This window comes from Paenibacillus sp. FSL H8-0168, assembly GCF_038592955.1.
Classification (GTDB): Bacteria; Bacillota; Bacilli; order Paenibacillales; family Paenibacillaceae; genus Paenibacillus; species Paenibacillus polymyxa_B.
Map to the genome: position 1 here is coordinate 4,220,095 of NZ_CP151948.1, position 13,651 is coordinate 4,233,745.

Consider the following 13,651-nt stretch of genomic DNA (forward strand, 5'->3'; position numbering starts at 1 on the left):
TCCTTTATCTGACGGAAAAACGGCCTAGTCGCTTCTCCAGGTAATTTTGCAGCACAGTCAAAATGGTGCTAAATAGCAGGTAAATAACTCCCGCCTCGGTATACACCAATAGCGGTTCGTATGTGGTAGCTACAATCTGGTTAGCCGTTCTGAACATTTCCACATAGGTGATGGTCGCTGCCAGTGAGGTATCCTTCACCAAGCTGATGAATGAATTAGCCAACGGAGGTACGGACACACGGGATGCTTGCGGAAGCACGATACGACGCAATACTTGCCAGCGCGTCATCCCCAGAGAGTACCCCGCCTCCCATTGGCCTTCCTGAATGGATATGATAGCCGCACGCATAATTTCAGAGCTATAAGCCCCTACGCTGAGGGTAAAGCCGATCACTGAAGCAATAAACGGGTCCAGTGTAATACCTACGGAAGGTAAACCATAGAAAATAATATACAATTGCACCAGCAAAGGAGTTCCTCGAATCACCCATACATAGAAGCCGAAAATCAGCTTGAGTATTCTCCATTTGGACAGCCGGGCCAACGCTGTAATCAGCGCCAGCACGAGTCCAAGAGCAAAGGAGATAAGCGTGAGCGGAATCGTAAAAGAAACCCCTGCTTTTAGCAGAGGCAATAATGAATCGATAATGATTTGTATTTGGCGATCATCCATTGTACAGACATCCTTTGAAAAGATAGGTTTGAGAAGATTCGGTTCGACTTGGCGAACGTTGGGTCTTCATTTATTATTTGGATACGTCGGCTCCAAAATATTTTTCGGAAATTTTCAGGTACGTACCGTCAGCCTTCATATCAGCCAGCGCTTTGTTTACTTCCTTGATCAAATCTTCGCTGCCCTTATTGAATACAGCTGCGCTGTGTGAAGCATCTGAAGATTCGTCCACCTTTTTAATTGGTGCGTCAGGCTTTTGCTTTTTCAGATCAAGATAGGATAATCCATCATTGACGGTCGCATCCACCCGCTTGGAAGTCAGGAGGTCAATGGCTTGGTTGAATCCCTCTGTTGCCACAATTTCTGCTCCGTTGCTTTTCGCGATTTGAGTCAGGTTACTGGTCAGGGATTGCCCAGCCTTTTTCCCTTTTAGATCAGCAAATTTCTGGATATCTGTATTGTCTTCGCTTACGATCAGAACTGCCTTGGAGACAATATACGGATCAGAAAAATCATATTTTTGCTTGCGCTCATCTGTAATGGATACTTCATTGAACACCGTGTCAAACCGCTTGGAGTTCAACCCTGCGAATATGCCGTCCCATTGCGTCTCGATAAACTCCGGTTGTACACCCAGGCGTTTGCTCACTTCAGTCGCAATATCGACATCGAAGCCTGTCAGTTTACCTGCAGCATCATGGTAGGTAAACGGAGCATAGGTGCCTTCCGTGCCAATTCTCAGCTTGCCGCTTGCTTTTACAGATTCAAGAGTAGCTGTAGCAGTAGTATCTGCTTTTCCATTATTAGATCCGTTATCTCCGGTAGATGCATTATTGGTACTGGCGCCTTTATCGTTGTTACCGCAGGCCGAAACCAGCAATGCCATCACGATGAGTACAATCGGCAAAAAACTAAATTTTTTCATGGTATCCACACTCTTTCCCTTTTTCTTGATAACCTAGCACGCGGCTGGTCATTGAATAGTACATCATTCATTTTCACGCGTCAATGCTTTTATCCAATAATCCCTATGCAAAAGGTAAGCTATATATCTTTTCAGCCTATAGTTATTCTAGGTTGACTCTTTCATTGGCAGGCTATTCATTACAGCTCCCCTCACAGCAACTTTTTCTGTACCCTTACGTTAGAGATTTCGTATAATAGGTTTTAATATGCAGTTTAGAAATATACCGGAGTGTGATCATGGATACCCAAAATTCAACCTTATCCTCTACATCACCTGAAGGAAGTCACTCGGCCTGGGCTACCTTCACTTCACCTTTAAAACAATCCAAAGCGTTCACCTTGTTGTGGCTTGGACATTGGATCGCAATGTTGGGGAGCTCAGTCACCACAGTCATTTTGCCACTGGTTATCTATTCCCTAACAGGCTCAACTACTATCATGGGACTGGCGATGACTGTTTATATGCTGCCTAACGTACTTATTCTGCCTTTCGCAGGCATGATCGTGGACAGAATTGACCGAATCCGTCTCCTTCTGTTTACGAATATCGCCCGGTTTGGACTGATGTTCATTGCGGCGGTGCTGATGTTTACAGGCGGGATGAAATTGCCGCTACTATTCGTTGGCCTAGCGTTGTACGGATTGATGGACGGTATCTTTAATCCTGCTTATTCTGCCTTACGTGCACAGGTGTTCACACCGGACATACGTAATGCAGCCAACGCGCTTAGTCAGATCAGTATACAAGCCGTCCGTCTACTTGGCCCTCCGTTAGGAGGCTTCATTGTATCTTTTTCCTCACCTGGTGTCGGCTTTGGACTGGATTCTATCGCTTATCTCATATCTTTTGCCTGCTTTTGGATGCTGAGCGCTCATTTGGCCTCCATCATCGGCAAAGGTCAGGTAGATCCAGAACAGCAAGATCAGGGTGGACAGCATTTTCTCAAGGATTTTATCGCAGGCTTTACCATTCTCAAAAGCCATCCTTGGCTATGGATTACGATTCTTGCCTTTTCCTTCATTAATATTTGTTATTCAGGCATTATCGCTGTACTCATTCCGTGGCTGTTCAAGGTTCATCATGGCTACAATCCAGTCGTATACGGCATTGCGATGGCAAGTAGCGGCATTGGCGCTATGCTGGGGGCCTTTGTGTATGGATCACGTAAGCATTGGAAGCATCGCGGTCTGCTCGCTTACTTAGGAGCTTTTGTCAGCGGTCTTGCTTTACTACTGTTGTCTGTAGTCACCTGGATGCCAGGACTGATTATGAGCATGATGCTCGAAGGATTTGGCATTATGATATTTGCGATTATCTGGGAGACAAGCCTTCAGGAATTAGTCCCAGCCGAGTCCTTTGGACGTGTAGCTAGTCTGGATCTAATGTTTTCCTTTGCCCTGCTCCCTGTCGGTTATCTGGCAGTAGGTGCTGTGGCGGACAAGCTTGGTGGTATGATCACAATTGGCATGTTTGCAACCATCGGCATGTGTATCGTACTTGGCGTCCTAAGTGTTCCGCATATCAGGCGGTTTCAATAGGAAAAATTCGTAATTTCCCCTCAAAAAAAGCTGCTCCCACAGGTTCATTTTCGAACCTTGCGGAAGCAGCTTCTTTTCCATTTTAGCCTTGCGCCCCATAGGGCTAGTCTATTCAATGATTCGTAAAGTTAGCCTCTACTCCGTCCAACGGAACGGAAGATCAAGCTTACAATCACGACCAGCACAATCGCACCAATTAATGCAGGAACGATGTAGAACGATCCGATCTCAGGACCCCAGTTTCCCAGAATCAAGCTACCCAACCATGCGCCGATAAAACCAGCAATGATGTTACCGATCACGCCACCCGGGACATCACGACCTGCAATAATTCCTGCCAACCAACCAATAATACCACCAACAATCAATGCCCATAACCAACTCATTTTGCGTCACCTCGTTTAAGTTTTTATCGTTGTGTTCTATTATTAACCACTCGAACTCCTTTTGAACACACAAAATACAATTGGTTAATATTACCACAGAACGGAACACTAATTTAGGGACTTGATACCATCTTACGTGCCTCTACGACTATTTATACCCCTTGTGTGAAAAGTGTGTCTAATATGCGTTTATCCTTGTATTCCTGCTTTTTTTGTGCCATCCTCACATTATGGCTTCATTAATGCCACTTCATGCATAAGTTACAAAAATAACAGATTTTAAGGAGTGACCCCAACTGGAGTGTCGAGTAGGATGTGCCGCGTGCTGTATTGCCATTACGATTTCTTCCCCTATTCCCGGCATGCCAGATGGAAAACCAGCTGGTGTTCCTTGCCCTCAGCTCACTTCCGATTACCGTTGCCGATTGTTTGGCAAACCTGAGCGCCCAGTTGTATGCAGTGGATTCCATGCTGATGAGGATACGTGTGGAAGCACTAATGAAAGAGCATTTGAACTGCTGAGAGAGCTGGAGGAGTCAACTTTACCGGGTAAAGCTTAAGGAGAAGTTCATTCTATATGAAGGAGAATTTTAATTATGAATGTTATTGAAAAAAGAATTGCCGAATTGAAGCAATATCGGCCCGATCTTACCGCCCCGAAGGATATCGATTTATTCTGGGCCAAAACATTGGAAGAAGTCCACACCAAACCTGTACGTGCGTTCAAAGCTCCCGTAGAAACACCATATCCTCATATCCTTGCCTATAGGGTTACTTTTGAGGGTGTTGATGATACGCCTCTGCATGCCTGGTATGTACGCCCCCAATTTGCCGGAGATCAAAAACTGCCGTGTATCGTTCTGTTTCATGGCTATACAGGCGGAAAAGGCTATCCTGAAGATTATTCCTCCTGGCTCATGCTTGGCTTTGCGGTATTGGCCGTAGATGTGCGTGGCCAGGGAGGAGAAACGGGAGACCGTCTGGGTGATCCTCATGGTACGGTTAAAGGCTGGGTAACGAAAGGAATATTGGACAAGGATACCTGCTACTACAAAACGATTACAACCGATGCCCTTAAAGCCGTAGATTGGGTAGCGGAGCAGTCGGATGTCGATTCGGCTAAAATCGCAATCAGTGGCGCCAGTCAGGGCGGCGGACTTTCATTAATGGTGGCTGCGCTCAGCGATAAAGCTGCCATTACGGTAGCGGATATCCCCAATATGTGTCATATGGATTTTGGTATGATGAATTCTACCAGTTCACTGACGGAAGCAGCTGAATTCGCCAACCGATTTCCGGAGCATTTGGAGCAGGTACTACATACATTAAGTTATTTTGACGTGATGAATCTGGCTCATCGCATTCGTACCCCGATCATGGTATCGGTAGGGTTCAAGGATACGGTGTGTATGCCAGAGACGATTTTCGCCGCTTATAACCGTATTGAATCACCGAAAACGATTGAAATTTATCCGTTTACCGGACATTGGGTTGAAGGCTTTCAAAGACGCAAAACGGCAGAATTTTTAGTTCAGCATTTTTCATAATTCCTCCGGTGCACAAAAAAAGAACACCACGCATCAAACTGCGTAATGTTCTTTTCTACTGCATCGGGGCCAGTCCCGCTTACGATAGACAAACTCCTCGACACTTCACACGAAAAAATCTTCTAAGATTACGATGCAGCCCGCTGTTCTGCTGCCGAATCCCCTGTCCATTTTCGCACCCAAACAAAATCCATAATCATCAGACCAAACGGGATGAAGGAGGCAAACATAATAAAAAGAGGCCGCCGTATAGACCATTGCAATGCTGTTTTTCCATAGATTAAAGCAACGAGGAGCAACAAAAAGCTTACTCGGTATATGTTACCAATCACCATAACCGCCTGGGTCATGCCCGCGGCTTGCAGGGGCTGGTGGGTGAATAGTATCGCCAAATAAGCTATAGCTTGAATCCAGAGCATGAGTCGGACACGCCCCAAAGGTGTTCTTAACACAAATTTAATCCCCTCTCCATAAGCAAGGATGTTCTCTCATCCTTTACACATCCTTTATTATAACGAAAAGATCCCCAAACTCCAACCTATCCATTTTTGAGTTTTGACCTAATGAGTTGTGTCTGATACAGTTGTGTAAGAGGTGATTATAAATGCTTAAACTGGGTATACTGGACCAGTCTCATATTCCTGAAGGCGGTACTGCTCAGGATGCATTATCCAATACAACAGATTTAGCGCGTGAAGCTGAGCAACTGGGATATAGCCGTTATTGGGTATCCGAACATCATGCGTCCAAAACACTAGCGCACTCCAGCCCTGAGGTGCTGATTGCGCATTTGGCTGCTCACACATCACGCATTCGTGTGGGTTCAGGCGGTATTATGCTGCCACACTACAGCGCGTATAAAGTCGCCGAAAACTTCCGCTTGCTGGAGGCGCTCCATCCAGGACGCATCGACCTGGGAATAGGACGTGCTCCCGGTGGTTTACCCCTGGCTACTCGTGCCCTGCAGGAAGGCAAGTATCAATCTGTCGAACAATATCCACAGCAGATTCTCGATTTAATCGATTACTTCCATGATTCGGTGCCTGACAATCATCGATTTGCCGGTCTTCATGCCTCCCCGATGATATCGACCGTTCCTGAATTATGGTTGCTCGGCTCCAGTGGAGAAAGCGCTAGATTGGCTGCGATGATGGGTGCCTCCTATGCCTTTGCCCAATTTTTCGGGACTCCAGGTGGTGTAGAAGCTACCGCACGTTACCACGAGCAATTCCAGCCTTCGATCCTGGGTGATAAGCCCCATTCCATGGCGGCAGTTACGGTGGCCTGCGCGGAAACCGAAGAGGAAGCTGAGCAACTGGCGTCCAGTGCTAGTTTGTATTTCCTTTTGCTCATGCAAGGTAAAGAAATGAGTTCTCTTCCGTCGGTGAAAACAGCAATGTCTTATCCGTACACGGAGTTGGATCGTGAGCGGCTGCGTCAGTCCGCAGCCTGGCGTGTTGTTGGTACCCCTGAACAGTGTAAAGAACAGCTACTAAGACTGGCTGAGCAGTATCGTACCGATGAGTTACTGGTCGTTTCATCCATTCATGACTTTGATAAACGTGTTCAGTCCTACCGTCTGCTGGCCAAAGCTTTTGCTTTGGTATAGACGCAATTGAACGGAGGCTGAGCTTCAGAAACATAAAAACCCCCGCCTGCCTATGATGGCAACAGCGGGGGTTTGTCGTAGAGAGGGTCCATTGGAACCAACCCCTCTGCACTACGGAAGTAATTCAAGCACTACAAAAGTCGAATATCATATGGTACTTTGGTAGTACATAAACCGACACTGAAGGGTGGGTCGTCCCCTCCTAAAGTTCCAGTATCCATATACCAAAGACGTATGCTTTATACTCCAAAGCTTGGAAAGATTGTACCCTAAAGTCCCATATCTTTACTCGTTCCGATAAAGTTAGTACCGGTTGGATTCTAAGGTTCTATGCCCCAAACCAGCTTACCCTGTTGATATACGGTGCCATGGTTCCAGTCTACGAATGCTGTTTGGGTAGCGCCATAGGAGTAATCGTTGGTCTCATCAAAATTGCTCCAATTTGCAGCATGAATACGGGGTTGAATTTCTCCACTTTCCCCGCCGGGCTGAATCGTTCCAGCTCCATCTGTAAAAGAAATCTCCACATATTTATCAGCCTTGGCCTTTGGATTTGGCAATGTTACAAATGTTGCTTTTACCTTTTCATTGCCAATCCTGGCCCAGTCTACAAAAAACTGCTGAGCTTGTTTGCTTTCATCTGTGTAATAGTAGCGAATTTTTAGATCACTCAACTTCACAGCTGCTTTTCCTGTGTTTTTGATATTAAATTCAGGACGGATTGCGTTATCCTTGACATTTGTGTCACCGCTGCGATACTGAAGCACAATTCCTTGATCGTTACTGCCTGGTGTACTTCCTCCGTTGCCGTTATCGCCGCCGTTGTTGCCACCACCGTTATTACCGCCAGTGTTGCCATCTCCACCGTTATTTCCGCCTCCACCATTGTTGCTGGAGCCTTCCAGAATCGCCTGTTTTACGAATTTGCCAGAAGCGGATAATTGTGAATCAGGCCATCCGCCTTTACGGTCAGCACCAGGCAACAGCGCAGCAGAGGTCTCATTTTTATCTGCCAGCGACCAGTTAGTCCAGCTGATTCCACGGCTTGCAAGAAAATCAGTCCATATTTTGGATTCATTCAGGAACGGACCACCGTTACCCGAAGCATCGCTTGTACCCCACTCGGTAGCAAATATGCCCACGCCTTTGTTCAGCGCATAATCGACCCGATCGCGCAAGTACTGTCCATGCGTACCCGCATAGAAATGTACGGTATACATTGTATTCTTGTCTGGAAGTGGATGGTCTGCTGCATCATGTACATCCTGACTCCATGTGCCTGTTCCTACAATAATAATATTGTCCGGGTCCTTAGCTCGAATAACCTGAGATACCTCAGACGCATAAGGTCGGATTTGATTGTTCCAGTTCACATTCCCATTTGGCTCATTGGCAAGTTCATAGATTACGTTAGGCAAATGGCCGTACTGAGTCGAAAATTCATTAAAGAAAGCTTTGGCTTCATTTTTATGAATGTTCGGATCGCCATCTGAAAGAATGTGCCAGTCAATAATGACGTACAAGCCCAGTTTCTGTGCTGCCTCAATCGCTTCCTTCACTTTATTTTTCAAAGAAGGGTTGGCAATATAACCATTTTCTTCAGTGTACAGTGCAACCCGGAATACGGAAATGCCCCAATCGTCCCGTAGCCATTTCATAGAGTCCTGATTTACCAGATCCCCAAACCATTGGACACCGTGAGAGCTAATACCTTTGAGTTGTACAGGTTTACCGTTTTTATCCACCAGTTTACCATTCTTTACCGAAAGTTGTCCGTAACGTTCCACAGGGGTCGTCCCGGCAGCCTCTGCTGTTTGCGTATTCCAGTTGAATCCGTTCGTTAACGTTAATAGCAATACTGCTGTTAGCATCACCGCTACTCTTTTTGCGATCCTTGGCAGGACCCATTGCCCATTCATCATTTACACATTCCTTCCTTTTTATAAAGTAGATGAGACTTATCAGTACGTTGTTCTCCGCTCTTTCGCCCCCTCCTTCATACAACAAGAGGATCAGGTCCAAACATCGATGTCACTTACCTGTATATGGATGATACTACTATTATAGTTAGTTTCATGTTACATTTCGACTTTATGATAGAAAATGAACAGGAAGTCACGGTTTTGGGATGTGTTCTGCTTAGTTGGCTACTATAGAGTACTAAAGGGACAAAAGACTCATTTACCAATTGCGAAATTTGGATAATTTTAGTTGTTTAATAAAAAAAGACTGCTTCCCGATGCCTTGGCTCGGTATAGCAGTCTTATAAATGATCTTATATGTGATCGAATAATGTTACAAATTTCGTCTTAACGTAGGATCTCCCTATTACCCCTGAGCAGTTGCTTGAGGTTCTTTGGTCGTCTGATCTTCCTTCATATCGCCGCCATCCGTCGCTTGATCTGTCAGTACAGTCTCAGATGAGTTACCTATTACCTTGTCAATAAGTTGCAGCCAAGGCTCTTCACTACCTCCACAGCTCTCAATATCACCGAGCAGGGACTCTAGCGTGGTTCCTTCTTCTGGCAAATCAATAACTAAACTGTCTTCGTCAACTTGGATGGTGCAGCAGGTTTTCATTGTAAATCCCTCGCTTAATTCATATTTGAGCATGCAGTAAGCTAGCTCAGATGGGATGAACTCCCATGGATTCCGGGATAAGCCCTTTGAATCCGTCTGAAATTATAAACCTAATGCACATCAATTGCAATGAACAAACCTTGAATTTTTAAGAATTAGCGAGTGTTACAGGCAGGAAGGATATCTAAACGAAGTGTTCGCGCCAGTAATTTTAGATTTATAGAATTAGTTCAAACATGCAGCAAGCTCCGTAAAAATCACTCCAAGCGCATAAGCCCCCGCGTCTGGATAACCAAGGCTTCTCTCTCCTACCGTTCCAGCACGGCCCATGCGCGCCACGATGTCTTCCGTCTTTTTGGCCCCTGATACAGCGGCTTGAGCACCTCTTATAAAGGCTGTCTTCACGTCAAAATCTAATTTCGCGCTCTCCACCCAGCTATCCGCACATGGCACTAATGCATCTATAAGCGTTTTATCGCCAACGGCGGCTCCTCTGCCGAAAGAACGTTCGCCTGTCGATTGTATGCCTTGCACCGCATCCTGCATCATATCCGCGAATTCAGAAACGGTGAGTTCGGTTCGTTCGCCCGCAGATCGTGCCGCTGCCCGAAATGCTGAGCCCCAGATCGGACCCGACGCGCCACCGCAGTACTCCATGATGACGAGCGAGCATGAATGAAGAAAGGCTCCCATCGTCAAAGAATCTTGATTCAGGATGTCTCTCCATTCCCGTTTCAGCTGACGAAATCCCTTAGCAACGCTCATGCCAAAGTCTCCGTCGCCTGCATGAGAGTCAAGATCGCAGAAAGATACCTCATTCTTGATTATAACCTCACTCATCTTATCGACTAGGTAGATAAGATTGTTCAACGTAACTTTGTTGTTCTTAATAACCGCGAAGGCAGGGTCCGTTTCTACCTCAAAGGATACTTGCCGATTTTCGTCTGCTACAGTTGAAATATCCGTGAATACGACATGATCAACAGGTCCAGCCACCTTGAACGCAGGTGCGTTGCTTTCATAGGAGAGGAGCGTTTTCAGTTCGTTGTCCAGCTTCATGATGGAAACCGAGATACCTGCCATATCGATACTCGTCATATAATTGTTGACAAAAGTGCGATCGATCGTGATCCCCTTCGCTGCTAGTTCGCGAGTGACCGAATGGTTGAAAAGGTACAGTTCTTGCAGAGGCGTACCGCCGAAACCATTGATCAACAGGGCGATTTCTCCGCTGAAGCCAGTTTCGATCTGCATGTCTCTAAGGAGATCGGTTACCATTCTGCCTGCCAGCGTATCCGCATCCGTCAGCTTCTCGCGGCTGGTCCCAGGCTCGCCGTGAATGCCGACGCCGTACTCGATTTCATCATGCCCGAGCTCTAATGTTGGCGTGCCCTTCGCCGGCACGGTACACGAAGTCAATGCGAATCCGATACTGCGTACATTCGCAGCGGCTTTCTCGGCCACTGCTTTAACTTCCGCCAGACTCCGGCCCTCTTCCGCCGCTGCACCCGCGATCTTATGGACGAGTACCGTTCCCGCCACCCCGCGCCGTCCGACTGTATATAGGCTGTCTTCTACAGCGATGTCGTCCTCAACCTTTACATAGTCCACTTCCAGACCGTCTTCAGTGGCCAAATGGGCGCCGTTTCTAAAGTTCATAATATCGCCGCTGTAATTTTTAATAATCAGCAGCGCACCTTTTTTCCCGGTTGTCGCTCGGATGGCCTGATATACTTGAATCTGTGAGGGAGAGGCGAAGACATCACCGCAGACCGCGGCATCGAGCATCCCTTTGCCAACGAAGCCGGCGTGGGCGGGCTCATGCCCGCTACCACCGCCGCTGATGAGCGTTACTTTCTCCGCGTTCAATTCCTTTTTCTTGAGCACTTTGTATTTTGGCAGAAATTCCAATTCGGGATGAGCAAGCGCAATACCACTGCACATCTCAAGGACCAAATTTTCCGCACGGTTGATGACCTTTTTCATGCTACTTTACCTCCGCTTTGTACTGGCTCCCGATACGGTCGGCCGCAGTGATTGCCGCTGCAACCTGCTCCACTGTGACCGGAAACGGCATGGAATGAATCGATTCCTCCAGAATGCATGCCTTTGCAGCTACTTCCATGAGTTCTTCCTGGCTGATATGATCGACGCCGATATCAGCCAAGCAGACCGGTAAACCGACGGCTAAACAGAAATCAAGGACCTGATGTAATTCTTCCGTCGGTGCGTTTTCGAGCACCAGCTGTGCGATCGTGCCGAATGCAACTTTCTCTCCATGATAATAATGATGTGTGCCTTCCAAAATCGTGAGTCCATCATGAATTGCATGGGCCGCCGCAAGTCCGCCGCTTTCGAAGCCGAGGCCTGAGAGTAAAATATTAGTTTCAATGATATTTTCGAGTGCTTGCGTAACTTGGTTTTCATCACATGCCGCTTTTGCTTTGGCACCGTCTTTCAACAGCATTTCATAGCATAGCGTCGCAAGTGCAATCGCCGCATTTGTACCTACTGCTGGCGCACACTGTCCTTCGCGCACTCCGTTAGGCAGTCCGGCATTGACCCTAGAGTAAGAACGGGAGGTCGCACGGGCTTCAAAGTAAGTCGACAGTGCATCACCCATACCTGATACAAGGAATCGGGTTGGTGCATTAGCAATTACGGTGGTGTCGACTAATACGACACTCGGACTTTGCTTAAAATAGGCGTAATCGTCGAAAGCGCCTTCTGGGGTGTAAAGAACGGCCGAGTGACTTGTCGGTGCATCCGTCGCAGCAATCGTCGGACAGATGATTAGCGCTTCCCCTTGAGCCACGCATTTCGCCGCGTCGATCGCTTTCCCACCGCCGAGACCTACGATACAATCGCATCCATTCGCAGTAGCAATTTCCTGAAGTCTAGACACTTCCTGTCTGGAACACTCACCCATAAAACCGCTTTCAATAAAGGTTACGTTATATTTACCCAAAGTGGAATCAAGCTTATCTTTTACCCGCGCCACATCATCAGGATGCGCAATCAGTAAAGCGGATTTGCCGAAAGTGCTCACATAGTAACCCAAATTCAACAATTCGTTTTCACCTTGTACATATTTGCTTGGGCTGATAAAAGCTTTTCTCATCTATAATTCCTCCTTATGATTGTGTTGGCTTCGTTCTGATTAAAACTATAACCGAACCATGTAAACTTTACATTGGAGGAATCAAGGAATATATTATAATCTACAATCGTATTTTTTTGCACTGAAGATCACAAATTGTACTTTTTTGTTATCGCTTACAGGATAATTTACCATTAAGGGATGAGAATCTTGATACGTGAACATTTGAGCATCCAGAAAATCTTTGATTTGAAAAAGTGGGAGCAGTTGCAGGATTCATTAGCATCCGTTACCAAATTAGCCATTCTCACCGTCGATTATAAAGGGAATCCCGTAACTAGCCACAGCCAATGCCAATCGTTCTGCAAAAAGGTTCGCCAGGATGAGAATCTCCTTCCTTACTGCCAAAAATGTGACTCTCGTGGTGGACTTGAAGCGGTGCGTTCCAACAAACCTTATATTTATCTCTGTCATTATGACATCGTCGACATCGCGGTACCGATCATTATCGACGATAAGTACATCGGCGCCGTCATGGCAGGTCAGGTCCGCTTAGCCGATCCTTCGAGCGCCTTACAGCTCGAGCAAATCCTCACCTCAAAAAATGAAAAACTGTACAGTTCCAAATGGGAAGAACTTAAGAACGACTACGCCGATCTGCCATCCATGACCTATCAGGAAATCCAAACGATCTCCAGCATGTTATCCTTATTGTGTAATTATATTGTTGAAGAAGCGATGAACAAAAATCTTCTCGCAGAAATGTTCGAGAAGGCGTCGGCCACACAGTCTACTCCGCAGTTGTCCGAGATCCTTCCTGGCTACTCGCTGGAACATATCGAAAACCTTAAGAAAGAAATGAATAATTTCTTAGCAGATGCCTATCTGAATTCCTCAGGAGATGTGGATATTCCGTGCGGAAATCCCGTACTAAAACCCGCCTTTGAATATATTTTTGAGCACAAGGGTGAAACTTTTTCTCTGAAAGCCATGGCTGACTTGTGCCACATTAGCCCAAGCTATTTTAGTCGGCTGTTTGCGAAGGAAACGGGGGAGAACTTTTCCAGCTATCTTTCCCGCCTGAAGATTAAATGGGCGAAGCAATTGCTTGAAGCTACAGATATTCCTGTATCTCAGATCAGTAGCGAGCTCGGCTTCAATGAGCCGGGATATTTCATTAAAATATTCAAAAAATATGAAGGCACAACGCCCGCGGTGTACCGAAAGTATTACAAGGGATAAAATAAACGA

The 13,651-nt window shown here is 46.4% G+C and carries 13 protein-coding genes; 5 read left to right on the top strand and 8 right to left on the bottom strand.

Annotation, left to right across the window (positions count from 1 at the left end; translation table 11 throughout):
• Nucleotides 1-4 precede the first annotated feature (4 nt).
• Nucleotides 5-673, bottom strand: coding sequence for an amino acid ABC transporter permease (locus tag MHI21_RS18605; protein ID WP_023989825.1), 669 nt, complete (start codon nt 671-673; stop codon nt 5-7).
• A 73-nt stretch (nt 674-746) separates the two neighbouring features.
• Nucleotides 747-1,598: an amino acid ABC transporter substrate-binding protein gene (locus MHI21_RS18610; protein ID WP_043882305.1), complete on the bottom strand. Its 852-nt coding sequence runs from the start codon at nt 1,596-1,598 to the stop codon at nt 747-749.
• A 278-nt stretch (nt 1,599-1,876) separates the two neighbouring features.
• On the opposite strand from MHI21_RS18610, the gene MHI21_RS18615 reads away from it, so the two are divergent.
• Entirely contained in the window at nt 1,877-3,178 is a 1,302-nt protein-coding gene (locus MHI21_RS18615; RefSeq protein WP_342418709.1) for an MFS transporter, read from the top strand.
• Nucleotides 3,179-3,306: 128 nt separating this feature from the next.
• Here MHI21_RS18615 and MHI21_RS18620 read toward each other — a convergent pair whose 3' ends face one another.
• A complete protein-coding gene (locus MHI21_RS18620) occupies nt 3,307-3,564 on the bottom strand; it encodes a GlsB/YeaQ/YmgE family stress response membrane protein (protein WP_023989828.1) in 258 nt (85 codons plus the stop codon).
• Between the two features lie 296 nt (nt 3,565-3,860).
• Between MHI21_RS18620 and MHI21_RS18625 the strand changes: the two genes are divergently transcribed.
• Together MHI21_RS18625 and MHI21_RS18630 are read left to right on the top strand one after the other, a co-directional pair.
• Nucleotides 3,861-4,124 (top strand): YkgJ family cysteine cluster protein, encoded by a 264-nt coding sequence (locus tag MHI21_RS18625; protein ID WP_013311446.1) that lies wholly within the window; start codon nt 3,861-3,863, stop codon nt 4,122-4,124.
• Between the two features lie 36 nt (nt 4,125-4,160).
• Nucleotides 4,161-5,111, top strand: coding sequence for an alpha/beta fold hydrolase (locus MHI21_RS18630; protein ID WP_342418710.1), 951 nt, complete (start codon nt 4,161-4,163; stop codon nt 5,109-5,111).
• Between the two features lie 128 nt (nt 5,112-5,239).
• Here MHI21_RS18630 and MHI21_RS18635 read toward each other — a convergent pair whose 3' ends face one another.
• Nucleotides 5,240-5,563, bottom strand: coding sequence for a DUF3817 domain-containing protein (locus MHI21_RS18635; RefSeq protein WP_250260713.1), 324 nt, complete (start codon nt 5,561-5,563; stop codon nt 5,240-5,242).
• 152 nt (nt 5,564-5,715) lie between these two features.
• Here MHI21_RS18635 and MHI21_RS18640 point away from each other — a divergent pair, with 152 nt between their 5' ends.
• Nucleotides 5,716-6,720 carry an LLM class flavin-dependent oxidoreductase gene (locus tag MHI21_RS18640; RefSeq protein WP_342418711.1) on the top strand — a complete coding sequence of 335 codons (1,005 nt, stop codon included), beginning with the start codon at nt 5,716-5,718 and terminating at the stop codon, nt 6,718-6,720.
• Between the two features lie 320 nt (nt 6,721-7,040).
• On the opposite strand, the gene MHI21_RS18645 is transcribed toward MHI21_RS18640, so the two are convergent.
• The 4 genes from MHI21_RS18645 to MHI21_RS18660 form a co-directional block, all read right to left on the bottom strand.
• A complete protein-coding gene (locus MHI21_RS18645; protein ID WP_342418712.1) occupies nt 7,041-8,642 on the bottom strand; it encodes a cellulase family glycosylhydrolase in 1,602 nt (533 codons plus the stop codon).
• A 406-nt stretch (nt 8,643-9,048) separates the two neighbouring features.
• The gene (locus MHI21_RS18650; RefSeq protein WP_025723818.1) at nt 9,049-9,300 is read right to left on the bottom strand and encodes a hypothetical protein; all 252 of its coding nucleotides are present in this window, start codon (nt 9,298-9,300) and stop codon (nt 9,049-9,051) included.
• A gap of 225 nt (nt 9,301-9,525) precedes the next feature.
• Nucleotides 9,526-11,286, bottom strand: coding sequence for a dihydroxyacetone kinase subunit DhaK (gene dhaK, locus MHI21_RS18655; protein ID WP_342418713.1), 1,761 nt, complete (start codon nt 11,284-11,286; stop codon nt 9,526-9,528).
• A 1-nt stretch (nt 11,287) separates the two neighbouring features.
• Complete coding sequence (locus MHI21_RS18660) at nt 11,288-12,421, bottom strand: glycerol dehydrogenase (RefSeq protein WP_342418714.1); 1,134 nt, start codon at nt 12,419-12,421, stop codon at nt 11,288-11,290.
• Nucleotides 12,422-12,610: 189 nt separating this feature from the next.
• On the opposite strand from MHI21_RS18660, the gene MHI21_RS18665 reads away from it, so the two are divergent.
• A complete protein-coding gene (locus MHI21_RS18665; RefSeq protein WP_342418715.1) occupies nt 12,611-13,642 on the top strand; it encodes a PocR ligand-binding domain-containing protein in 1,032 nt (343 codons plus the stop codon).
• Nucleotides 13,643-13,651: the final 9 nt, after the last annotated feature.